The 21,533-nt window shown below is 61.1% G+C and carries 22 protein-coding genes; 9 read left to right on the top strand and 13 right to left on the bottom strand.

Annotation, left to right across the window (positions count from 1 at the left end):
- Positions 1-32: 32 nt before the first annotated feature.
- From rng to mreB, 5 genes are all read right to left on the bottom strand, one after another.
- Positions 33-1,490 carry a ribonuclease G gene (gene rng / locus ACP7E3_RS08570; protein WP_046384684.1) on the bottom strand — a complete coding sequence of 486 codons (1,458 nt, stop codon included), beginning with the start codon at positions 1,488-1,490 and terminating at the stop codon, positions 33-35.
- A 70-nt stretch (positions 1,491-1,560) separates the two neighbouring features.
- Positions 1,561-2,157: a Maf family protein gene (locus ACP7E3_RS08565; protein WP_126587533.1), complete on the bottom strand. Its 597-nt coding sequence runs from the start codon at positions 2,155-2,157 to the stop codon at positions 1,561-1,563.
- Between the two features lie 51 nt (positions 2,158-2,208).
- A complete protein-coding gene (mreD, locus tag ACP7E3_RS08560) occupies positions 2,209-2,697 on the bottom strand; it encodes a rod shape-determining protein MreD (RefSeq protein ID WP_046384686.1) in 489 nt (162 codons plus the stop codon).
- Positions 2,697-3,794 carry a rod shape-determining protein MreC gene (gene mreC, locus ACP7E3_RS08555; RefSeq protein ID WP_079442865.1) on the bottom strand — a complete coding sequence of 366 codons (1,098 nt, stop codon included), beginning with the start codon at positions 3,792-3,794 and terminating at the stop codon, positions 2,697-2,699. Before mreC ends, mreD begins: the two co-directional genes overlap by 1 nt.
- 140 nt (positions 3,795-3,934) lie before the next feature.
- Complete coding sequence (gene mreB, locus ACP7E3_RS08550; protein ID WP_002555108.1) at positions 3,935-4,972, bottom strand: rod shape-determining protein MreB; 1,038 nt, start codon at positions 4,970-4,972, stop codon at positions 3,935-3,937.
- A 210-nt stretch (positions 4,973-5,182) separates the two neighbouring features.
- On the opposite strand from mreB, the gene gatC reads away from it, so the two are divergent.
- The 6 genes from gatC (at position 5,183) to ACP7E3_RS08520 (ending at position 10,408) form a co-directional block, all read left to right on the top strand.
- Positions 5,183-5,470: an Asp-tRNA(Asn)/Glu-tRNA(Gln) amidotransferase subunit GatC gene (gene gatC, locus ACP7E3_RS08545; protein ID WP_017845404.1), complete on the top strand. Its 288-nt coding sequence runs from the start codon at positions 5,183-5,185 to the stop codon at positions 5,468-5,470.
- 16 nt (positions 5,471-5,486) lie between these two features.
- The gene (gatA, locus tag ACP7E3_RS08540) at positions 5,487-6,938 is read left to right on the top strand and encodes an Asp-tRNA(Asn)/Glu-tRNA(Gln) amidotransferase subunit GatA (protein WP_057004249.1); all 1,452 of its coding nucleotides are present in this window, start codon (positions 5,487-5,489) and stop codon (positions 6,936-6,938) included.
- A 10-nt stretch (positions 6,939-6,948) separates the two neighbouring features.
- A complete protein-coding gene (gatB, locus tag ACP7E3_RS08535; protein ID WP_128191586.1) occupies positions 6,949-8,394 on the top strand; it encodes an Asp-tRNA(Asn)/Glu-tRNA(Gln) amidotransferase subunit GatB in 1,446 nt (481 codons plus the stop codon).
- Positions 8,395-8,551: 157 nt separating this feature from the next.
- Positions 8,552-8,923, top strand: a complete 372-nt coding sequence (locus ACP7E3_RS08530) for a septal ring lytic transglycosylase RlpA family protein (RefSeq protein WP_026139824.1) — start codon at positions 8,552-8,554, stop codon at positions 8,921-8,923.
- Between the two features lie 58 nt (positions 8,924-8,981).
- Positions 8,982-10,028: a calcium/sodium antiporter gene (locus ACP7E3_RS08525; RefSeq protein WP_017845408.1), complete on the top strand. Its 1,047-nt coding sequence runs from the start codon at positions 8,982-8,984 to the stop codon at positions 10,026-10,028.
- Entirely contained in the window at positions 10,025-10,408 is a 384-nt protein-coding gene (locus ACP7E3_RS08520) for a carboxymuconolactone decarboxylase family protein (protein WP_017845409.1), read from the top strand. Before ACP7E3_RS08525 ends, ACP7E3_RS08520 begins: the two co-directional genes overlap by 4 nt.
- A gap of 27 nt (positions 10,409-10,435) precedes the next feature.
- Here ACP7E3_RS08520 and ACP7E3_RS08515 read toward each other — a convergent pair whose 3' ends face one another.
- The 5 genes from ACP7E3_RS08515 to kdgD form a co-directional block, all read right to left on the bottom strand.
- Positions 10,436-11,377, bottom strand: a complete 942-nt coding sequence (locus ACP7E3_RS08515) for an AEC family transporter (protein WP_046384691.1) — start codon at positions 11,375-11,377, stop codon at positions 10,436-10,438.
- Positions 11,378-11,629: 252 nt separating this feature from the next.
- Entirely contained in the window at positions 11,630-13,183 is a 1,554-nt protein-coding gene (gene garD / locus ACP7E3_RS08510; RefSeq protein ID WP_426122848.1) for a galactarate dehydratase, read from the bottom strand.
- Positions 13,184-13,195: 12 nt separating this feature from the next.
- Entirely contained in the window at positions 13,196-14,560 is a 1,365-nt protein-coding gene (locus ACP7E3_RS08505; RefSeq protein ID WP_046384693.1) for an MFS transporter, read from the bottom strand.
- A gap of 316 nt (positions 14,561-14,876) precedes the next feature.
- The gene (locus ACP7E3_RS08500; RefSeq protein ID WP_426122845.1) at positions 14,877-16,322 is read right to left on the bottom strand and encodes an aldehyde dehydrogenase family protein; all 1,446 of its coding nucleotides are present in this window, start codon (positions 16,320-16,322) and stop codon (positions 14,877-14,879) included.
- 54 nt (positions 16,323-16,376) lie between these two features.
- Positions 16,377-17,288: a 5-dehydro-4-deoxyglucarate dehydratase gene (gene kdgD, locus ACP7E3_RS08495; protein WP_017845414.1), complete on the bottom strand. Its 912-nt coding sequence runs from the start codon at positions 17,286-17,288 to the stop codon at positions 16,377-16,379.
- 223 nt (positions 17,289-17,511) lie between these two features.
- On the opposite strand from kdgD, the gene ACP7E3_RS08490 reads away from it, so the two are divergent.
- The 3 genes from ACP7E3_RS08490 to ACP7E3_RS08480 all read left to right on the top strand — a co-directional run bounded on the left by ACP7E3_RS08490 (position 17,512) and on the right by ACP7E3_RS08480 (position 19,495).
- Entirely contained in the window at positions 17,512-18,684 is a 1,173-nt protein-coding gene (locus ACP7E3_RS08490; RefSeq protein ID WP_177030191.1) for a phospholipase, read from the top strand.
- A gap of 114 nt (positions 18,685-18,798) precedes the next feature.
- Complete coding sequence (locus ACP7E3_RS08485; protein WP_057004246.1) at positions 18,799-19,161, top strand: hypothetical protein; 363 nt, start codon at positions 18,799-18,801, stop codon at positions 19,159-19,161.
- A 139-nt stretch (positions 19,162-19,300) separates the two neighbouring features.
- Complete coding sequence (locus tag ACP7E3_RS08480) at positions 19,301-19,495, top strand: hypothetical protein (RefSeq protein WP_227778786.1); 195 nt, start codon at positions 19,301-19,303, stop codon at positions 19,493-19,495.
- Here ACP7E3_RS08480 and ACP7E3_RS08475 read toward each other — a convergent pair.
- The 3 genes from ACP7E3_RS08475 to ACP7E3_RS08465 all read right to left on the bottom strand — a co-directional run bounded on the left by ACP7E3_RS08475 (position 19,492) and on the right by ACP7E3_RS08465 (position 21,454).
- Positions 19,492-20,241 carry a FadR/GntR family transcriptional regulator gene (locus ACP7E3_RS08475; RefSeq protein ID WP_017845418.1) on the bottom strand — a complete coding sequence of 250 codons (750 nt, stop codon included), beginning with the start codon at positions 20,239-20,241 and terminating at the stop codon, positions 19,492-19,494. The genes ACP7E3_RS08480 and ACP7E3_RS08475 overlap by 4 nt on opposite strands.
- Before the next feature lie 158 nt (positions 20,242-20,399).
- Positions 20,400-20,819, bottom strand: coding sequence for a ClpXP protease specificity-enhancing factor (locus ACP7E3_RS08470; protein WP_017845419.1), 420 nt, complete (start codon positions 20,817-20,819; stop codon positions 20,400-20,402).
- 17 nt (positions 20,820-20,836) lie between these two features.
- Positions 20,837-21,454, bottom strand: a complete 618-nt coding sequence (locus tag ACP7E3_RS08465; protein WP_010568030.1) for a glutathione S-transferase N-terminal domain-containing protein — start codon at positions 21,452-21,454, stop codon at positions 20,837-20,839.
- Positions 21,455-21,533: the final 79 nt, after the last annotated feature.

Raw genomic sequence — 21,533 nt, 5'->3', positions numbered from 1 at the left:
TGTCGGGTTCAGGGAAAGCCAATGAATGAAAATCAGAGCAGCACCACGTCGTATTGTTCCTGGGAGTACATGGTTTCGACCTGAAAACGAATGGTGCGCCCGATAAACCCTTCCAGTTCAGCTACGTTACCGGACTCTTCATCCAGCAAGCGGTCGACCACTTTCTGGTTGGCAAGCACTCTATAACCTTCAGCCTGGTAGGCTCGTGCCTCTCGTAGAATTTCCCGGAAAATCTCGTAGCAAACCGTTTCAGGGGTCTTCAATTTACCGCGCCCCTGGCAACTGCTGCACGGCTCGCACAGCACTTGCTCAAGACTTTCGCGGGTGCGCTTGCGGGTCATCTGCACCAGGCCCAGCTCGGTGATGCCGATGATGTTGGTCTTGGCGTGATCACGTTCCAGCTGCTTTTCGAGGGTGCGCAGCACCTGACGCTGGTGCTCTTCATCTTCCATGTCGATGAAGTCGATGATGATGATCCCGCCCAGGTTGCGCAGGCGCAATTGGCGGGCAATCGCAGTGGCCGCTTCGAGGTTGGTCTTGAAGATGGTCTCTTCAAGGTTGCGGTGCCCCACGAACGCACCGGTGTTGACGTCGATGGTGGTCATGGCTTCGGCCGGGTCCACCACCAGGTAGCCACCGGACTTGAGCGGCACTTTGCGTTCGAGGGCTTTCTGGATTTCGTCTTCGACGCCATACAGGTCGAAGATCGGCCGCTCGCCAGGGTAATGCTCCAGGCGGTCAGCAATTTCCGGCATCAGTTCGGCAACAAATTGCGTGGTGCGCTGGAAGGTTTCCCGCGAGTCGATGCGAATTTTCTCGATCTTGGGGCTGACCAGGTCACGCAAGGTGCGCAGGGCCAGGCCCAGGTCTTCATAGATCACGCTGGGGGCGCCGACGGTCTTGATCTGTGTGCCGATCTGGTCCCACAGGCGCCGCAGATAGCGGATATCCATGAGGATTTCATCGGCACCGGCGCCTTCGGCGGCGGTGCGCAGGATAAACCCACCCGCTTCCTTGATGCCCTCGGCGGCAACGCAGTCGCTGACCACTTTTTTCAGACGCTCGCGCTCGGCTTCGTCTTCAATCTTCAGGGAAATGCCGACATGGGCGGTGCGCGGCATGTACACCAGGTAGCGCGAAGGAATCGACAGTTGCGTGGTCAGCCGCGCACCTTTGGAGCCGATGGGGTCCTTGGTGACTTGCACCACCAGGCTCTGCCCTTCATGCACCAGGGCGCTGATGCTTTCCACCGCCGGGCCTTCACGCAGGGAAATTTCCGAGGCATGGATAAACGCGGCGCGATCCAGGCCGATATCGACGAAGGCGGCCTGCATGCCGGGCAATACGCGCACGACCTTGCCTTTATAGATGTTGCCGACGATCCCGCGCTTCTGGGTGCGCTCGACGTGAACTTCCTGCAGAACACCGTTCTCTACCACCGCCACGCGCGATTCCATCGGCGTGATATTGATCAGAATCTCTTCACTCATGGCTGGGTCTCGTTCAGGCGTTTTCACAATAGTGGCCGGTCGCTTAAGGCTGGGCGCTGGTGTACGGCGTTCAGCGCGCGGTAAGGTTTTGCCAACAGGGTATGCCGAATTGTCCAAGCAACTGCGCGGTTTCGCACACCGGCAAGCCGACCACGGCGGAATAACTGCCATTGAGCCCGGCCACGAACACCGAGCCCAGCCCCTGGATAGCATAACCCCCGGCCTTGTCCTGAGGTTCGCCACTGTGCCAGTAGCTTGTAGCCTCCTCGACAGAAATCCCACGAAAAAGTACGCGACTGCTTACACATCGGGTGTCACAGCGCTGACCGTCCGTGAGGGCAATGGCCGTCAGCACTTCATGTTCACGCCCTGCCAGCGCCAGCAACATGGCCAGGCCGTCGGCCTGATCCACCGGTTTGCCAAGGATCTGGCCGTCGACGATCACCGCCGTGTCGGCGCCCAGCACACAGGCCCCGGAGGTTTCCCCGAGGGCAGCGAAACCCGCCGCGGCCTTGGCGCGCGCCAGGCGCTCGACGTAGGAAACGGGAGATTCGTTGGTAAGAGGCGTTTCATCAATCGCGGCGCTGACCACAGTGAACGGCACACCGATCTGGGTCAGCAGTTCACGCCGCCTTGGGGAGCCCGAGGCCAGATAAAGCGAATTCATTGCAGACTCTCCCTGTGGGGTTCGATAACCAGGCAGAGCCTCGCAATCCATTCAATTGATTTTATAGCGGCGACATAACCCGCGCAGACCGAAACTGACCCACGGCCACAGCAACGCGCTGACCAGGGCCGGCAACACCAGTGCCAAGGTCGGCTGTCGGTTGCCGGTCAAGGCACTGAGCCACAGCTGCACCAACTGCGCCAGGCCGAAGATCACCAGGATCACCAGGCACTGTTGCCACATCGGGAACATGCGCAGGCGCTGCTGCAATGAGAGCACCAGGAAGGTGATCAAGGTCAGGATCAACGCGTTCTGCCCCAGCAAGGTGCCATAGAGCACATCTTCCGCCAAGCCCAGAAACATAGCGGTGACCATGCCCACTTTATGCGGCAGGTTCAGCGACCAGAATGCCAGCAGCAGGGCCAGCCAGAGCGGACGCAGGATTTCCATGAACTGCGGCAGCGGTGAAACACTGAGCAGCAAGCCGAGAGCAAAGGTCAGCCAGACGATCCAGCCATTGCGCGAATGAGTACCGGCCATTATTCCTCCCTCTGCCGCGTGGTTGCCCGGGCGGCGGGCGTCGCGGGCGCAGGCGCGGCGGCCGGCGGTTTGGTCGCCGCCGGTTTCACCGGGCGAGCGCTGTGAGCGGCCGGCTTGGCTGGCGTGGCCACGGGCGCAGTCACCGCCGGCGCTGTTGCAGGCGGTGTGGCTGGCGCGGGCTTGGGTACGGTCGCCGGGATGATCGGCGCGGTGCCGTTGCGTTTGTCTTCCGCTTCCTGGGCCTGAGCGGCGTCGTTGGCGCGCTCTTCCGGGGTGCGGTTGTCGCTGAAGACCAGCAACAGGTAGCGGCTGCGGTTCAGCGCGGCCGTCGGCACGGCGCGGACAATCGCGAAAGGCTGGCCGGAGTCGTGGATCACTTCCTTGACCGTCGCCACCGGATAACCCGCCGGGAAGCGCTGACCCAGGCCGGAACTGACCAACAGGTCGCCTTCCTTGATATCCGCGGTGTCGGCCACATGACGCAGTTCCAGCCGCTCCGGGTTACCCGTACCGCTGGCAATCGCGCGCAGGCCGTTGCGGTTGACCTGCACCGGAATGCTGTGGGTGGTGTCCGTCAGCAGCAATACCCGCGATGTGTAGGGCATCAACTCGACCACCTGCCCCATCAGGCCACGGGCATCGAGTACCGGCTGGCCAAGAACCACACCGTCGCGCTCACCCTTGTTGATGATGATGCGATGGGTAAAGGGGTTGGGGTCCATGCCGATCAACTCGGCGACTTCGACCTTCTCGTTGACCAGTGCGGAGGAGTTGAGCAACTCGCGCAGCCGAACGTTCTGCTCGGTGAGGGCCGCCAGCTTTTGCATGCGCCCCTGCAGCAGCAGGTTTTCAGTCTTGAGTTTTTCGTTCTCGGCGACCAGCTCGGTGCGGCTGCCGAATTGGCTGGCCACGCCCTGGTAGAGACGTTGCGGCAGGTCGGTGATCCAGTAAGTCTGCATCAACACCAGCGACATCTGGCTACGCACGGGCTTGAGCAGTGCAAAGCGAGCATCGACCACCATCAGCGCGACCGAAAGCACGACCAGCACCAATAAGCGCACGCCCAATGAGGGGCCTTTGGCGAAAAGCGGTTTAATAGGCCGCTCCTCCCAGGCAAATGTTCTCTCTATTCATACGGCATCTAACCGGCCTGGATGCAGATTGAAGAAGATAAACGCCAACAGGCAGCACTGCAAAGTGCTGCCTGCGGGCGAAACATGGGCTTACCAGCAATCACTTATTCGCTGGAGAGCAGGTCCATGGTGTGTTTATCCATCATTTCCAGTGCACGGCCACCGCCACGGGCGACGCAGGTCAGCGGGTCTTCGGCGACGATCACCGGCAGGCCGGTTTCCTGGGCCAGCAACTTATCGAGGTCGCGCAGCAAGGCGCCACCACCGGTCAGTACCAGGCCACGCTCGGCGATATCGGAAGCCAGCTCCGGCGGCGATTGCTCCAGCGCGCTCTTCACCGCCTGAACGATGGTGGCCAGGGACTCTTGCAGAGCCTCGAGCACTTCATTGGAGTTCAGGGTGAAGGCACGTGGCACGCCTTCGGCCAGGTTGCGACCGCGCACATCAACTTCGCGCACTTCGCCGCCCGGATAAGCGGTACCGATTTCCTGCTTGATGCGCTCGGCGGTGGATTCGCCGATCAGGCTGCCGTAGTTGCGACGCACATAAGTGATGATCGCTTCGTCGAAGCGGTCACCGCCCACACGGACGGATTCGGCATACACCACACCGTTCAGGGAAATCAGGGCGATTTCAGTGGTACCACCACCGATATCCACCACCATCGAACCGCGCGCTTCTTCAACCGGCAGGCCGGCACCGATCGCAGCAGCCATCGGCTCTTCGATCAGGAACACTTCACGGGCACCGGCACCAAGGGCCGATTCACGGATGGCACGACGCTCCACCTGGGTGGACTTGCACGGTACGCAGATCAGCACACGAGGGCTGGGCTGCAGAAAACTGTTTTCGTGAACCTTGTTGATGAAGTACTGCAGCATCTTCTCGCAGACACTGAAGTCGGCGATCACGCCGTCTTTCATCGGACGAATGGCCGCGATATTGCCTGGTGTTCGGCCGAGCATGCGCTTGGCCTCGGTGCCGACGGCAACGACACTTTTCTGATTACCATGGGTCCGAATAGCCACAACCGATGGCTCATTCAGGACGATACCGCGCTCGCGCACGTAAATAAGGGTGTTGGCAGTGCCCAGGTCAATGGAAAGATCGCTGGAAAACATGCCACGCAGTTTCTTGAACATGGGGAAAGGACCCTAGGCAACGCGTGGGTAAAAAAGTGCGGCAAACTCTAACAACGACAGGGATTTTGGGCAAGGCGCCAATGTGCTAAATTGGCCGACTTTCTACGCACCAACCCCCACAATCGCGGCCATATGACCGTAGAAATGCGGTAGTGTTCCGACAATCTAACACACGGACGCCCTCCGTTCTGTTTTCCACTGGAGAATCCCATGGCGCTTGAACGCTCCGACGTGGAAAAAATCGCACATCTGGCCTCGCTTGGCCTGAATGATGCCGATCTTCCACAGACCACCGCAGCCCTGAACAGCATTCTCGGGCTGGTTGACCAAATGCAGGCCGTGAATACCGACGGCATCGAGCCCCTGGCTCACCCGCTGGAAGCCACCCAGCGCCTGCGTGCAGACGTCGTGACCGAAGTCAATCATCGCGAGGCCTACCAGTCCATCGCGCCAGCGGTCGAGAACGGCCTGTATCTGGTTCCGAAAGTCATCGACTAAAGGGAAAGAGCCTTTCATGCATCACATGACTCTGGCCGAGATCGCCCGCGGTCTCGCCGACAAAAAGTTTTCTTCCGAAGAGCTGACCAAGACCTTGCTGGCGCGTATCGCCGAGCTCGACCCCAAGGTCAACAGCTTCATCAGCATCACCGAGGAGCTGGCCTTGAGCCAGGCCAAGGCCGCCGACGCACGTCGCGCCAACGGTGAGAACGGCGCGCTGCTGGGCGCACCGATCGCCCACAAGGACTTGTTCTGCACCCAGGGCATTCGCACCAGCTGCGGCTCGAAGATGCTCGACAACTTCAAGGCGCCCTACGACGCCACCGTGGTGTCCAAGCTGGCCGCCGCCGGGGCCGTGACCCTGGGCAAGACCAACATGGACGAATTCGCCATGGGCTCGGCCAACGAGTCGAGCTACTACGGCGCGGTGAAAAACCCGTGGAATCTGGACTGCGTGCCAGGCGGCTCGTCCGGTGGTTCGGCGGCGGCGGTTGCCGCGCGCTTCCTGCCGGCGGCCACGGCCACCGACACCGGCGGCTCGATCCGCCAGCCCGCCGCGTTCACCAACCTCACCGGGCTGAAGCCGACCTACGGTCGCGTGTCCCGCTGGGGCATGATCGCCTACGCCTCCAGCCTTGATCAGGGCGGTACCCTGGCACGCACTGCCGAAGACTGCGCAATATTGTTACAAGGTATGGCAGGCTTCGACGCACAGGACTCCACCAGCGTCGACGAGCCGGTGCCGGACTACAGCGCCAGCCTCAATACCTCGCTCAAAGGCCTGCGCATCGGCGTACCGAACGAATATTTCAGCGCCGGCCTCGACCCGCGTATCGCCGAACTGGTCCACAACAGCGTCAAGGAGCTGGAAAAGCTCGGCGCCGTGATCAAGCCAATCAGCCTGCCGAACAACCAGCACGCGATTCCGGCGTACTACGTGATCGCGCCGGCCGAAGCGTCTTCCAACCTGTCGCGGTTCGACGGCGTGCGTTTCGGTTACCGCTGCGAAAACCCGAAAGACCTCAACGACCTGTACAAACGTTCCCGTGGCGAAGGCTTCGGTGTCGAAGTGCAGCGCCGGATCATGGTCGGTGCCTACGCCCTGTCGGCCGGTTACTACGACGCGTACTACCTCAAGGCGCAAAAAATCCGTCGCCTGATCAAGAACGACTTCATGGCGGCGTTCGAAGAAGTCGACGTGATCCTCGGCCCAACCACGCCGAACCCGGCCTGGAAGATCGGCGCCAAGACCGGCGACCCGATCGCCGAGTATCTGGAAGACCTGTACACCATCACCGCCAACCTCGCGGGCTTGCCGGGCTTGTCCATGCCCGCCGGTTTCGTCGATGGCCTGCCGGTCGGCGTGCAATTGCTTGCCCCGTACTTCCAGGAAGGCCGCCTGCTCAATGTGGCGCACCAGTACCAGTTGAACACCGACTGGCACACTCGCACCCCTACCGGCTTCTGAGGAGAACACTATGCAATGGGAAGTCGTGATCGGGCTGGAGATTCATACCCAGCTCGCCACCCAATCGAAGATTTTCTCCGGTAGCGCCACCACGTTCGGCGCAGAACCCAACACCCAGGCGAGCCTGGTAGACCTGGGCATGCCCGGTGTGTTGCCGGTGCTGAACCAGGAAGCGGTACGCATGGCGGTGATGTTCGGCCTGGCGATTGACGCCGAGATCGGCCAGCACAGCGTGTTCGCGCGCAAGAACTACTTCTACCCGGACCTGCCCAAGGGCTATCAGATCAGCCAGATGGAGTTGCCGATTGTCGGCAAAGGCTACCTGGATATCCCGCTGGAAGACGGCACCATCAAGCGTGTCGGCGTAACCCGCGCGCACCTGGAAGAAGACGCCGGCAAGAGCCTGCATGAAGAGTTCAACGGTGCCACCGGCATCGACCTGAACCGCGCCGGCACGCCGTTGCTGGAGATCGTGTCCGAGCCAGACATGCGCAGCGCCAAGGAAGCCGTGGCCTACGTCAAGACGATCCACGCGCTGGTGCGCTACCTGGGCATCTGCGACGGCAACATGGCCGAAGGCTCGCTGCGCTGCGACTGCAACGTGTCGGTCCGGCCAAAGGGCCAGGCCGAGTACGGCACCCGCTGCGAGATCAAGAACGTCAACTCGTTCCGTTTCATCGAGAAGGCGATCAACACCGAAGTGCGTCGCCAGATCGAACTGATCGAAGACGGCGGCAAGGTGATCCAGCAAACCCGCCTGTACGACCCGAACAAAGACGAAACCCGCGCCATGCGCAGCAAAGAGGAAGCCAACGACTACCGTTACTTCCCCGATCCGGACCTGTTGCCGGTGGTCATCGAGGACTCGTTCCTCAATGACGTGCGCGCCACCCTGCCGGAATTGCCGCCGCAGAAACGCGAGCGCTTCCAGGCGCAGTTCGGCCTGTCGGTCTACGACGCCAGCGTCCTCGCGTCGAGCCGTGAGCAAGCCGACTACTTTGAAAAAGTCGTGAGCATCGCCGGGGACGCCAAGCTGGCGGCCAACTGGGTGATGGTGGAATTGGGCAGCCTGCTGAACAAACAGGGCCTGGAAATCGACGAAGCACCGGTCTCGGCCGAGCAGTTGGGCGGCATGCTGCTGCGCATCAAAGACAATACCATCTCCGGCAAAATCGCCAAGACTGTGTTCGAAGCCATGGCCAGCGGTGAGGGCAGCAGCGACGAGATCATCGAGAAGCGCGGCCTCAAGCAAGTCACCGACAGCGGCGCCATCTCGGCGGTGCTCGATGAAATGCTCGCGGCCAACGCGGAGCAGGTCGAACAGTACCGCGCGGCAGACGAAGCCAAGCGCGGCAAAATGTTCGGCTTCTTTGTCGGCCAGGCCATGAAAGCCTCCAAGGGCAAGGCCAACCCGCAACAGGTGAACGAACTGCTGAAAAGCAAGCTCGAAGGCTGATCGCGATGAAAGGGCCGAGTGAGATTTCATGCTCGACTCGGACCTCCTGTGGGAGGGGGCTTGCTCCCGATAGCGGTGATTCAGTCAAAACACCAATGACTGACACTCCACTATCGGGAGCAAGCCCCCTCCCACATTTGATAAGGGGATACCTTGAATGAAGCGCTTACTTGGCCTTTTAGCCGTGTTCTCTTTGCTGGCCGGTTGCGCCAGCAGCCTCATCGACCCCAACGGCTACGACGAAACCGGCACCGCGTCTTACTACGGCGCCAAGCACCATGGCAAAAAAACCGCCAGCGGTGAACCTTTCAACCAGAACGCCCTGACCGCCGCCCATCGGCGCCTGCCTTTCGGCACGCAGGTCAAGGTGACCAATCTCAATACCGACAAATCCGTGGTGGTACGCATCAACGATCGCGGCCCGCACACCCGTGGGCGGCTGATCGATCTGTCGCGCCAGGCCGCCGCGCAACTGGGCATGCTGAGCAGCGGCACCGCACGGGTTCGTGTGCAAGCCCTGAGCAATTGACGACGGAGCCCTGGCCATTTTCGGATTAACCGCCCTCTCGCCCTGGAGCCTGATCGAATTGATCAGTGGCCTGGTGCTGCTGATCGTCGGCGCCGAAATCCTGGTGCGCGCCGCGGTGCGCCTGGCTGCCAGCCTCAAGGTCCGCCCGCTGATCATCGGCCTGACAATCGTCGCCTTCGGCAGCAGTGCGCCGCAGATGACCGTCAGCCTGCAAGCCACCCTCGCCGGCAATACCGACATTGCCGTGGGCAGTGTGATCGGCAGCAGCATTTTCAACATCCTCGTCACCCTGGGCCTGTCGGCGCTGATCATTCCGCTGCGGGTCTCGCGGCAACTGGTGCGCCTGGATATCCCGGTGATGATCCTCGCCGGCCTGCTGGTGTTTACCCTGGCAGCCAATGAAGAACTGACGCCACTCGACGGTTCGCTGCTGCTCGCGGCCCTGCTGGCCTACCTCGGCGTGCTGCACTACCAGACCCGCCATTCACGGCGCCCGCGCACGCTGGACACGGTGGCCAAGGCGCCCTGGTTGAGCAGCGTATTGCTGATGTTCGGCGGCTTGCTGGTGCTGGTGCTGGCCGGGCATTTGTTGCTGGGTGCGGCGGTGGATGTGGCGAGCGACCTGGGCCTGTCGGAACGCATCATCGGCTTGACGCTGATCGGCGTCGGCACTTCACTGCCGTGCCTGGCCACCTCGCTGATCGCGGCCCTGCGCGGTCAGCGGGATATCGCCGTGGGTAACGTGATCGGCAGCAACTTGTTCAACCTGCTGGGCGTACTGGGGCTGACCGCCCTGCTCGCGCCCTCGCCGCTGTCGGTGTCGCCCAATGCCCTGGATTTCGACCTGCCGGTGATGCTCGGCGTGGTGGTGTTGTGCCTGCCGGTGTTTTATACCGGCTACCGCGTGACCCGTGCCGAAGGCCTGGTGCTGCTGGGCTTGTACCTGGCGTATGGGCTGCATGTGATGGCGTTCACCACCGGCATGCGCCTGGCCAACAAACTTGAACAACTGATGCTGTATTACGTCCTGCCAGTGCTGGTGGCTTTCCTGTTGTTCAGCACGCTGCGAGCCTGGCGCCGCCAACACAAGAGGGAATCGCAATGACCGATCAGAAAAAGCCCGGAGTTGAAATGCGTCGTCAGGTGATGGGCGATGCGTTCGTCGATCGCGCCCTGGGCAACGCCACCGAATTCACCCAGCCGCTGCAGGACTTCGTCAACGAACATGCCTGGGGCAGCGTGTGGAACCGCGAAGGCTTGCCGCTGAAGACGCGCAGCCTGATCACCCTCGCCGCCCTCACCGCGCTCAAGTGCCCGCAGGAACTCAAAGGCCATGTGCGCGGCGCGCTGAACAATGGCTGCACCGTCGAAGAAATCCGCGAAGCACTGCTGCATTGCGCGGTGTATGCCGGTGTGCCGGCGGCGATCGAGGCGTTTCGCGCGGCGCAGGAAGTGATTGAGGCGTATCAGGCGGACAAGCAGTGATGGTCAGGTAGCTATCACCGGCACAGCTCAGATCCACCCGCCCGCCTGCAACACAAAAATCCCGATATTCGTGGTCACCGCCGCCATCAAGGTGGTGATCACGATAATCGCCGCCGCCAGCTCATGATTCCCCTGCGCCGCCCTGGCCATCACAAAGCTCGCGGCCGCCGTCGGTGCGCCGAAGTACAGGAACAGAATCCCCAGTTCCGGCCCGCGAAACCCGAGCAACCACGCCCCCAGGGTGGCGACCACCGGCAGCCAGACCATCTTCATCAAGCTCGCGCTCAGCGCCATGTTGCCGCTCTTGCGCAACGCCGCCAGCGACAAGGTGCCGCCGATGCAGATCAGCGCCAACGGCAACGTCATGTCGGCCAGGTACTGCGCGGATTTTTCCAGCCAGCCCGGCAAGCCGATCTGGAAATAGGCGAACGGCGCGGCCGCAATCACGCTGATGATCAGCGGGTTGGCCAGCACACTTTTGCAGATGCTCCACGGGTCGGACTTGATCACCGGGCTGTACACCGCCAGCACAATGGTCGACAGCGTGTTGTAGAACAGGATCACCAGCGCCGCGAGGATCGCGCCGAGGGAGATGCCGTAATCACCGTACATACTGGCCGCCAGCGCCAGGCCGATCACCCCGTTGTTGCCGCGAAACGCGCCCTGGGTGTAGATGCCCCGGTCTTCACGCTTGCAGCGCAAAATCGCCCAGCCCCAGGCCAGGGCAAAGCTCAACAGCGTAGCGACGGCGAAGTAGATCAGCAAACCCGGCTTGAGCGCCGAATGCAGGTCGGCATGCAGGATGCCGAGAAACAGCAGCGCCGGCATGGTGACGTTGAACACCAGGGACGATGCCGTGTGGATAAAGCTGTCGTTGATCCAGTTGATGCGCTTGAGCAGCACACCGAGGAACAACATGGCAAACACCGGCGCGGTGATGGTGAGGGTGGTGAGGAAGATAGCCAGCATGCCGGGGAGAACCTTGGTGGGCGTCGTTAGGGGGCTAATGATAAGCCATACGGCCCAATGGCGCCTGATAGACCGCTATCGGGGGCAAGCCCCCTCCCACATAGGGTCGCCGCTATCGGGGGCAAGTCGAGTCGTCGCACCGCCCCTCCCACACTGAATCTGCGTCAGACACACAACGGATGAACACCGCAGACCCTATGTGGGAGGGGCGGTGCGACGACTCGACTTGCCCCCGATAACGGCGACTCGGTCTCAGGTAATCGGCGCCGGGTTGAACAACGTAATGTCGTTATGCAGCTTGTGCTGCTCCGCCCACGTCTGCTTCCTGCCGCTGGCTACATCCAGGTAGAAGTGGAACAACTCCCACCCCAACTCCTCAATGCTCGCACGCCCGGTGGCGATGCGCCCGGCGTCGATATCGATCAGGTCCGGCCAGCGCTGCGCCAGCTCCGTGCGGGTCGAGACCTTCACCACCGGCGCCATCGCCAGCCCGTAAGGCGTGCCGCGCCCGGTGGTGAACACATGCAGGTTCATCCCCGCCGCCAGTTGCAAGGTGCCACACACGAAGTCGCTGGCCGGCGTGGCGCAAAAGATCAGGCCTTTGCCCTTGAAGCGTTCACCCGGGCTGAGCACGCCGTTGATCGCGCTGCTGCCGGACTTGACGATGGAGCCCAGGGACTTCTCGACAATGTTCGACAACCCGCCCTTCTTGTTCCCCGGCGTGGTATTGGCGCTGCGATCCGCCTCGCCCTTGGCCAGATAACGGTCGTACCAGTCCATTTCCCGTACCAGTTCCTCGGCGATTTCCTTGGTTTGCGCACGAGAAGTCAGCAGGTAGATGGCATCACGCACCTCCGTGACTTCGGAAAACATCACCGTCGCCCCCGCTCGCAGCAACAAGTCCGAAGCGAACCCCAGCGCCGGGTTGGCGGTGATGCCGGAAAACGCATCACTGCCGCCGCACTGCATGCCCAGGATCAGCTCGGACGCCGGCACGGTTTCCCGGCGGCGCTGGTCGAGCTTCTTCAGGCGCACCTCGGCCAGGGCCATGATCTGCTCGATCATCTCGCTAAACCCGTGGCTGGAATCCTGCAGGCGATACAGCCACGGTTCGCTCAGGTCGACGGAACTGTCGTTGTCGTGCATCACCTGCCCGGCCTGCAATTTCTCGCAGCCCAGACTGATCACCAGGGCTTCGCCCCCCAGGTTCGGGTTGCGTGCCAGGTTGCGCACGGTGCGGATCGGGATATACGCATCCGTCGCGGTGATCGCCACCCCGCAGCCGTAGCTGTGGGTCAACGCCACCACGTCATCGACATGCGGGTACTTGGGCAGCAACTCGTCCTTGATGCGCTTGACCGCATGGTCCAGCACACCGGTGACGCACTGCACGGTGGTGGTGATGCCGAGGATATTGCGCGTGCCCACGGTGCCGTCGGCATTGCGATAGCCCTCGAAGGTAAAGCCTTCCAGCGGCGCCTGGGCCGCTGGCACCTCGGTGGACAGCGGCAAGCTGTCCAGCGGCGGCGCGGTGGGCATGCGCAGTTGATCTTCCTGCACCCAACTGCCACGCGGGATCGGCGCCAGGGCGTAACCGATGGTTTGGCCGTAGCGAATGATCCGACCGCCTTCGGGGATATCTTCGAGGGTCACTTTGTGGCTTTGTGGAATGAAATCCACGGTCACCAGGCCGTCCGGGAACTCGGTCCCGGCCGGTACACCCTGGTCATTGACCACGATCACCACGTTGTCGCGCTCGTGCAAACGAATCGAGCGCGGCGAGTCGGCATGTTCAATCAACTGCATCACACGGCCCCTTCAGGAATGCGCTTGGGTAAGGTTGGTCAACTCAGGCCCTTGGCTTGGCGGCTCTTTGAGCACCACGCGTTTGATCGGGCCGACAATCACCAGGTAACTGAACACGGCCACCAGCGCGTTCGCGCCGACAAACACCAGCGCCCATTTGAACGAACCGGTGGTGCTGATGATGTAACCGATGACAATCGGCGTGGTGATCGACGCCAGGTTACCGAAGGTGTTGAACAGGCCGCCACTGAGCCCGGCGATCTGTTTCGGCGAGGTGTCGGACACCACCGCCCAACCCAGTGCGCCAACGCCTTTGCCGAAGAAGGCCAAGGCCATGAAGCCCACCACCATCCACTCGATATCCACGTAGTTGCAGGCCACGATGCTGCTGGAGATCAGCAGGCCGCCAATGATCGGCGCCTTGCGGGCGAAGGTCAGGGAATGACCTTTGCGCAGCAGGTAGTCGGAGATCACCCCGCCCAACACACCGCCGATAAACCCGCAGATCGCCGGCAATGAGGCAATGAACCCGGCCTTGAGAATGGTCATGCCGCGGTCCTGCACCAGGTACACCGGGAACCAGGTCAGGAAGAAGTAGGTGATGCCGTTGATGCAGTACTGGCCCAGGTACACGCCGAGCATCATGCGGTTGGTCAGCAACTGGCGGATGTAATCCCACTTCGGACCGTCGGTTTTCTTACCCTTGCCCTTGTCCTGGTCCATATCGACCATCGCACCGTTGGCCGCGATGTGATTGAACTCGGCTTCGTTGATCAGCGGATGCTGGCGCGGGCTGTGGATAACTTTCAGCCAGACCAGTGAGAACAGGACGCCGATCACGCCCATCACGATAAACACGTGCTGCCAGCCGAAGCTGTAGACGATCCAGCCCATCAGCGGCGCGAACAGCACCGTGGCGAAGTACTGCGCCGAGTTGAAGATCGCCGAGGCCGTGCCGCGTTCGGCGGTGGGGAACCAGGCGGCCACGATGCGCGCGTTACCCGGGAAGGATGGCGCTTCGGCCAGGCCCACCATAAAGCGCAGCATGAACAGCGCCACGACTGCCGTGGAGACACCGAACTCACCGACATAGCCTTGCAATATGGTGAACAGTGACCAGGTGAAGATGCTCAGGGCATAGACTTTTTTCGAGCCGAACCGATCGAGCAGCCAGCCGCCGGGGATTTGCCCGGCCACGTAGGCCCAACCGAATGCAGAGAAGATGTAACCGAGGGTGACCGCGTCGATGCCGAGGTCTTTTTGCAGGCTGGAACCCGCAATTGCGATGGTGGCCCGGTCGGCATAGTTGATCGTGGTCACCAGAAACAGCATGAGCAGGATCAAATAGCGGACATGGGTCGGTTTGGTCGCTTGCATGTAGAAGTACTCCCACTAATTATTTTTTTTGCGGGTGATATTTATGTGTTGCTGGACGCTGCCCCTGTAGGAGCGAGCTTGCTCGCGAAAAACTCAAAGGCACCGCATGCCCCCTGAATACCTGCGTATTCGTTGAAATTTTTCGCGAGCAAGCTCGCTCCTACAGTGTTACGAACCGATGTAGCTGGTTTTCACCACGGTGTAGAACTCTTGCGCATAGCGAGCTTGCTCGCGAAAAACTCAAAGGCACCGCGTGCCCCCCTGAATACCTGCGTATTCGTTGAAATTTTTCGCGAGCAAGCTCGCTCCTACAGTGTTACGAACCGATGTAGCTGGTTTTCACCACGGTGTAGAACTCTTGCGCATAGCGACCTTGCTCACGCGAACCGTAGGATGAACCTTTACGCCCACCGAACGGAACGTGATAGTCCACGCCGGCAGTCGGCAGGTTGACCATCACCATTCCGGCCTGAGAGTGGCGCTTGAAGTGGTTGGCGTATTTCAGCGAGGTGGTGGCGATGCCCGCCGACAAACCGAACTCGGTGTCGTTGGCCATGGCCAGCGCCGCCTCGTAGTCCGCCACGCGCACCACGTTGGCCACCGGGCCGAAGATCTCTTCGCGGCTGATCCGCATGGCCGCCTCGCTGTCGGCGAACAGCGTCGGCGCCAGGTAGTAGCCTTCGGTGTCGCAGGTCACCAGGCCGCCACCGCTCACCAGCCGCGCACCTTCGCTCTGGCCGATGTCGATGTATTTCAAGTCCTGGTCCAACTGGGCCTGGGAGACGACCGGGCCAATGTCGGTGCCGCTTTTCAACGCGTGGCCGACCTTGATCGACTTCATGCGCTCGGCCATGGCCGCGACGAACTGATCGTGAATACCGGCGGTGACGATCAAGCGGCTGGAGGCGGTGCAACGCTGGCCGGTGGAATAGAACGCGCTCTGTACCGACAGCTCGACAGCTTGCTTGAGGTCGGCGTCATCGAGAACGATCTGCGGGTTCTTGCCGCCCATTTCCAACTGCACCTTGGCCTGGCGCGAGACACAACTGACCGCGATCTGACGCCCGACGCCGACCGAACCGGTGAAGCTGATGCCGTCGACTTTCGGGCTGTTGACCAACACATCGCCCACTACCCGCCCGCTGCCCATCACCAGGTTGAACACACCGGCGGGGAAGCCGGCGCGGGAGATGATTTCTGCCAGGGCCCAGGCACAGCCCGGCACCAGCTCCGCCGGCTTGATCACCACGCAGTTGCCGTAGGCCAGGGCCGGAGCGATTTTCCACGCGGGGATGGCAATCGGGAAGTTCCACGGGGTAATCAGGCCGACCACGCCGAGGGCTTCGCGGGTGACTTCGACATTGACGCCCGGTCGCACCGACGGCACGTAGTCGCCGGACAGGCGCAGACACTCGCCGGCGAAGAACTTGAAGATATTACCGGCGCGGGTCACTTCGCCAATGGCTTCAGGCAGGGTCTTGCCCTCTTCCCGAGCCAGCAGCGTGCCGAGCTCTTCGCGCCGGGCGAGGATTTCGCTGCTGACTTTATCGAGTGCGTCGTGGCGAGCCTGGATACCGGACGTCGACCAGGCCGGGAACGCAGCGCGGGCGGCATCGATGGCAGCGTTGACCTGGGCGACATCCGCCTTGGCATATTCGCCAATGACATCGGACAACTCCGACGGGTTGAGGTTGACGCAATAATCAGCGCCAGCCACCCATTGGCCGTTGATGTAGTTTTCAAAACGTTTGGCTTGGGACACGAATCTTCTCCTGACGCAAAAGACCGCTGATTGCTCAGCGGCCTTATAGATAAGTTATTGCGGGCCTTGCTTGTCGATCAGCGCGGCCAGGGCTTCGTATTCTTCCGGCAGCAGATCGGTCAGTGGCGTGCGAACCGGGCCGGCGTCATAGCCGACGATTTTGGCGCCCGCCTTGACGATGCTCACCGCGTAGCCGGCCTTGCGGTTACGGATGTCCAGGTACGGCAGGAAGAAGTCATCGATGATCTTGCCGACGGTGGCGTGATCGTCGCGGGCGATGGCGTGATAGAAGTCCATCGCAGTTTTCGGGATGAAGTTGAACACCGCCGAGGAATACACCGGCACGCCCAGGGCCTTGTAGGCAGCGGCGTAAACCTCTGCAGTCGGCAGGCCGCCCAGGTAGCTGAAACGGTCGCCCAGACGACGGCGGATCGACACCATCAATTCAATGTCACCCAGGCCGTCCTTGTAGCCGATCAGGTTCGGGCAACGTTCGGCCAGGCGCTCCAGCAAAGGCGCAGTCAGGCGGCAGACGTTGCGGTTGTAAACCACCACGCCGATCTTGACCGACTTGCACACCGCTTCCACGTGGGCGGCAACCCCGTCCTGGCTGGCTTCGGTCAAATAGTGCGGGAGCAGCAGCAAGCCTTTGGCACCGAGACGCTCGGCTTCCTGAGCGTATTCGATGGCCTGGCGGGTCGAACCGCCGACACCGGCGAGGATCGGCACGCTGGTGGCGCAGGTATCCACCGCGGTCTTCACAACCTGGGAATATTCGCTGGCCGCGAGGGAGAAAAACTCACCGGTGCCGCCGGCGGCGAACAACGCAGTGGCGCCGTAGGGGGCCAGCCACTCCAGACGTTTGATATAGCCGGCCTGGTGAAAATCACCCTGGGCGTTGAAATCGGTCACGGGAAAAGACAGCAGACCGTGGGAGAGGATGGACTTCAGTTCTTGTGGATTCATTATTCGAACACCCTGGGCAAAGACTTTCTGGCGAAAGGTTGTTGTTGGTTTTGCTTATGTCATACGTCATCGTACAACTATAAAATATTTCGTCAACTGCAATTCATCGAACCGCCTGTTGAGAGAGAGCGCATTGACGTAGGAGTTTTTTCCTCTATGCTCGAATAGCTGTATATACATACAGCAATAAAGGAAGATTCCTACGACATAGCAAGGAGCTAACATGTCCGGTCTTGAACTCGCAGCACCCGCAGCACCCGCAGCACCCGCAAAAAACCTACCCTCCCTGCGTTTCGAAGGCGGTGAACACACTGCCATCGGCGACGACACACTGTTGCGCTTCGCCAAAGACGCCCCGGCGATTGCCGCCCGACTCGTCGAGCTGCACCTGCCCAACGGCCTGGCGCTGACTTACGGGCAAGTGATCGCCCTGGGCGGTGACTTTTATGGCATCCCGGGCCAACCCATCAGTGATGGCGCCTCGCCTGCCGAACGCGTGCAACGCTTTAACGCCGCATTCAACTCACTGGCAGGACTGCCGGCGTCACGGGAGGAAGCACACAAGATCCTGGCGGTGATGCAAAAGGAGATCAACGCGGTCAACCAGGCGATCAAGGACGGCAAATCCGCCCACGACGCCTACGCCTTGCTCGGAGATACGTTGTCTGAAGAGTGGAACCGCATCACCGGCGGCGGCAGCGCGGTCTCGGCACTGTTCCCCCTGGGCCGCTACTTGAAGCTGGCGGCGGACAACGCCGACCACTTTGGCGAATGGGCGTTGTCGGCTTACCTGGCCGGGCATACGGCGGCGCTGCAACAAGCCGTCATCGCCCATCAAAGCGGCACCGACCAGGCGCTGGAGCTGGCCTATGCGATGAACAGTTTTGCCGATCACTTCTTGACCGATCTGTTTTCCGCCGGCCACCTGCGCGTGCCGCGCAAACAGCTGGCCGCCGTGGTGACGCCTGGGGAGCTGGGCTCGCTGATCAGTCGCTTCATGCACGATGAAGACAGCAAGTTCGGGCTCAAGGTGCGCAATGCAGTCGGTGACGAATGGCATGCCTACGGCGATAAACGCTATTTCGACGCCGGCGACGCGGCCAACCGGGCGCAGGTCAAACGCGCCGTGCAGGCGTCGGCCGATGAGGTCTTCGACGCGTTTATCAGCGGTGTCGCGCCCTCCCCGGCCACCTTCAAGGCGCCGCTGTATGTGCCGGACCTGAATGCAGCACAGAACCCGGCGAATAACTTTTCGCCGCTGTTCAAGATGGAAGGCGACAAGGTGCTGCGACGCAAGGACGTGAATGACCTGAACGACAAACACTGGACCGCTGATTGGTGGGGGTGGAGTACGTACTTGCTGCTGAAGGACTACACACCCAATACGCCGGCTTGAGCCGTACCGTTTGTCGTGACTGTGATTTCTAACAGTTACGCCGATTTTCAACGAGGGCGATAACCCCGCATAGGAGCCAGGCTCTCTGGCTTCTGTGCAAAGGAGCACTCAATCATGGCCATTAAAGCCCCGAGCCTTGTCGGCGGCGACGCTTCTTGCCCGGCTCAAGTGAGCCTGGCAAGCGGCGCACGCATAGAGTTTTCCATCCCCGAGCCCAATGAGGTTTCCGCAAGCGCCCAGGTATCTATCATCGTAGGACCGGACCCCGAGTCCCCGGAAGCCGAAGGGCAGGAAAAGAACGCCGGACAGTACGACCCCAACAAGGAAGATTACGTGAAGGAGTCGAATCTCAAGCTCGATATCGCTGCCGATGACTTGAAGAAATTCGTCAACCAAACGGTGCAGGTGCGATACGCGATAAACAGCGAATCGGGAAGGTTCTATTCTGATCCGTTGATGATAACGGTCTCGCAGTGACACAGCGCTTATCCGCACCGCATCGCTCTCGTCGCAGGCACCAGACCTGCCCCGGGGACGTGTCTGGACCGGTATTCACGGCCGTTTGCGCATGCAGATAAAGCAACACTCCACCTTTCAACACTGGCGTGTGAAGACCATGAAATACGAGCTCAATATGCCGGACGGCAAAAAACAGCAGATCACCTTTGATGGCGTGATTTACAAAGGAGACATTCTCGAATTTGAAGGTGCCGCTACCCAATACGAGGTAGTTAAACGATTCCTCACCGTCCCGTTCGATCTTAACGAGCCCATCACTGATGTGGCGCTTGAGGTCGTGACCTACCCTTAACCCCGTTGCGCCTCTGCTTCTTCGTGAGCATGGCGCAGCCGCTCGCGACTGTTGGTCAAATGCAAGCGCATCGCCGCCCGCGCCGCGTCCGAATCCTGGCGCGCGATCGCTTCGTAGATTTCTTCGTGCTCGCGGCTCAAGCGCTTCATGTAGTGCTGCTGGTCATCCTGGGCCAGGCGTGCCGAGTTCAGGCGGGTACGCGGAATGATGCTGGTGCCCAGGTGCGTCATGATGTCGGTGAAGTAACGGTTGCCGGTGGACAGGGCAATCTGCAGGTGGAACTGGAAGTCCGACGCCACCGCATCGCCGGCATGGGCGGCGCTTTCATTCAAGGCGTCGAGGGCGGCACGCATGCCGGCCAGTTGTTCGTCGCTGCGGCGCAACGCGGCCAGGCCCGCGGATTCCACTTCCAGGCTGATACGCAGCTCCAGGATCGCCAGCACATCGCGCAGGGTCACGATGGTGGCCGGGTCAATGCGGAAACCGCTGGGGCTTGGCGTATCCAAGACAAAGGTGCCGATACCGTGGCGGGTTTCCACTTGCCCCGCCGCCTGCAAGCGTGAGATGGCTTCACGCACCACCGTGCGGCTGACGCCATGGGCGTCCATGATCGCCGATTCGGTAGGCAGTTTGTCGCCACGCTTGAGTTGGCCGTCGCGGATCTGCTCGGACAACACCGTGACCAATTCCTGGGCAAGGCTGCGGCGCTTGCGGGGAAGACGAGGGGCGGTGTTGGTGTTTTCCATGTTGGGTCATCTTTCTTGGTGAACTGAACAGGCATCATAGCCCATGGCGGTTGTACGATCACCGTTCCAGGCATGACTTTCATCTACAACGGCCAGGCAAAAAAATGCCCCGGCAACCGCCGAGGCATTTTTCAGCCGCGCCCGAAGGCAAAAGCCGCTTACTTCACCACTTTCAGACTCGGCCGGCCGCTTGGACGCGGTGGCTCGGTATCCGGTGGCGGCACATCATCGCCGTCTTCCCCGTCGATCGCTTCGTCATCCTCGAAAGGCGACTCCAGATCGAACACCATGCCTTGGCCATTTTCCCGGGCGTAGATCCCGAGGATGGCACCAATCGGCACGTACAGCGTATGCGGCACACCGCCGAAACGCCCTTCGAAGCTGACGGCCTCGTTGTCCATGTGCAGGTGGCGCACTGCGCTGGGCGATACGTTCAGCACAATCTGCCCGTCGCTGGCAAAACCCTGCGGAACCTGAACCGCAGGAAACTCGGAATTGACCAGCATGTGCGGGGTGCAATCGTTGTCCACAATCCACTCATAGAGCGCGCGAACCAGGTAGGGTCGACTGGAGTTCATCAACGGCTCCTTAAGCCTTAGCGCATATCGCGTTCGACACCAGACAGACTCGCCTGGAAAGCCTCACGCGCAAACTGGCGCTCCATGTAATCAAGCAGCGGCTTGGCCGGCCGCGGCAGTTCAATGCCCATAATCGGCAAGCGCCAGAGTATGGGTAATAGGCAGCAATCCACCAGGCTTTGTTCCTCACTGAGGAAAAAAGGCTTGTCGGCGAACAATGGCGAAACGCCCGTCAGGCTCTCGCGCAATTCCTTGCGCGCCACGACACGGGCCGCCTCTTTGCTGCGCGAATCCAGAATCAAATCCACCAGCCCGCACCAGTCGCGCTGAATCCGATGGATCAGCAGGCGGCTGTTGGCACGCGCCACCGGGTACACCGGCAGCAAAGGCGGATGCGGGTAACGCTCATCCAGATATTCCATCACCACGGTTGACTCCCACAACGCCAGGTCACGATCGACCAGGGTGGGCAAGCTGCCGTAAGGGTTCACTTCGATCAGCTTCGGCGGGTGACGACCCACCTCCACACTGATGATCTCGGCGCTGACACCCTTCTCTGCGAGCACGATGCGTACTCGGTGGGAATAGTGGTCGGCGGGGTCGGAGTAACAGGCCAACCGATTGGTCACGCCCATGGCGGTCCTCCTCGCTTGTTGAAATTATCGAAAGCTCAAAAACGAGCGCGCCCAGAGAGCATCTCAGTAGTACCTGATG

It is taken from the genome of Pseudomonas sp. PSPC2-3 (genome assembly GCF_049898265.1).
Taxonomy (GTDB): domain Bacteria; phylum Pseudomonadota; class Gammaproteobacteria; order Pseudomonadales; family Pseudomonadaceae; genus Aquipseudomonas; species Aquipseudomonas veronii.
Note: the sequence above shows the minus strand (reverse complement) of the source record. Positions and strands in the feature narration are given on the sequence as shown.

Bases quoted from the DNA above. Each gene is read 5' to 3' on its own strand.
- rng (WP_046384684.1), bottom strand. From the start codon at position 1,490: ATGAGTGAAGAGATTCTGATCAATATCACGCCGATGGAATCGCGCGTG.
- ACP7E3_RS08565 (WP_126587533.1), bottom strand. From the start codon at position 2,157: ATGAATTCGCTTTATCTGGCCTCGGGCTCCCCAAGGCGGCGTGAACTG.
- mreD (WP_046384686.1), bottom strand. From the start codon at position 2,697: ATGGCCGGTACTCATTCGCGCAATGGCTGGATCGTCTGGCTGACCTTT.
- mreB (WP_002555108.1), bottom strand. From the start codon at position 4,972: ATGTTCAAGAAACTGCGTGGCATGTTTTCCAGCGATCTTTCCATTGAC.
- gatC (WP_017845404.1), top strand. From the start codon at position 5,183: ATGGCGCTTGAACGCTCCGACGTGGAAAAAATCGCACATCTGGCCTCG.
- gatA (WP_057004249.1), top strand. From the start codon at position 5,487: ATGCATCACATGACTCTGGCCGAGATCGCCCGCGGTCTCGCCGACAAA.
- gatB (WP_128191586.1), top strand. From the start codon at position 6,949: ATGCAATGGGAAGTCGTGATCGGGCTGGAGATTCATACCCAGCTCGCC.
- ACP7E3_RS08530 (WP_026139824.1), top strand. From the start codon at position 8,552: ATGAAGCGCTTACTTGGCCTTTTAGCCGTGTTCTCTTTGCTGGCCGGT.
- ACP7E3_RS08520 (WP_017845409.1), top strand. From the start codon at position 10,025: ATGACCGATCAGAAAAAGCCCGGAGTTGAAATGCGTCGTCAGGTGATG.
- ACP7E3_RS08515 (WP_046384691.1), bottom strand. From the start codon at position 11,377: ATGCTGGCTATCTTCCTCACCACCCTCACCATCACCGCGCCGGTGTTT.
- garD (WP_426122848.1), bottom strand. From the start codon at position 13,183: ATGCAGTTGATTGAACATGCCGACTCGCCGCGCTCGATTCGTTTGCAC.
- ACP7E3_RS08505 (WP_046384693.1), bottom strand. From the start codon at position 14,560: ATGCAAGCGACCAAACCGACCCATGTCCGCTATTTGATCCTGCTCATG.
- kdgD (WP_017845414.1), bottom strand. From the start codon at position 17,288: ATGAATCCACAAGAACTGAAGTCCATCCTCTCCCACGGTCTGCTGTCT.
- ACP7E3_RS08490 (WP_177030191.1), top strand. From the start codon at position 17,512: ATGTCCGGTCTTGAACTCGCAGCACCCGCAGCACCCGCAGCACCCGCA.
- ACP7E3_RS08485 (WP_057004246.1), top strand. From the start codon at position 18,799: ATGGCCATTAAAGCCCCGAGCCTTGTCGGCGGCGACGCTTCTTGCCCG.
- ACP7E3_RS08480 (WP_227778786.1), top strand. From the start codon at position 19,301: ATGAAATACGAGCTCAATATGCCGGACGGCAAAAAACAGCAGATCACC.
- ACP7E3_RS08475 (WP_017845418.1), bottom strand. From the start codon at position 20,241: ATGGAAAACACCAACACCGCCCCTCGTCTTCCCCGCAAGCGCCGCAGC.
- ACP7E3_RS08470 (WP_017845419.1), bottom strand. From the start codon at position 20,819: ATGAACTCCAGTCGACCCTACCTGGTTCGCGCGCTCTATGAGTGGATT.
- ACP7E3_RS08465 (WP_010568030.1), bottom strand. From the start codon at position 21,454: ATGGGCGTGACCAATCGGTTGGCCTGTTACTCCGACCCCGCCGACCAC.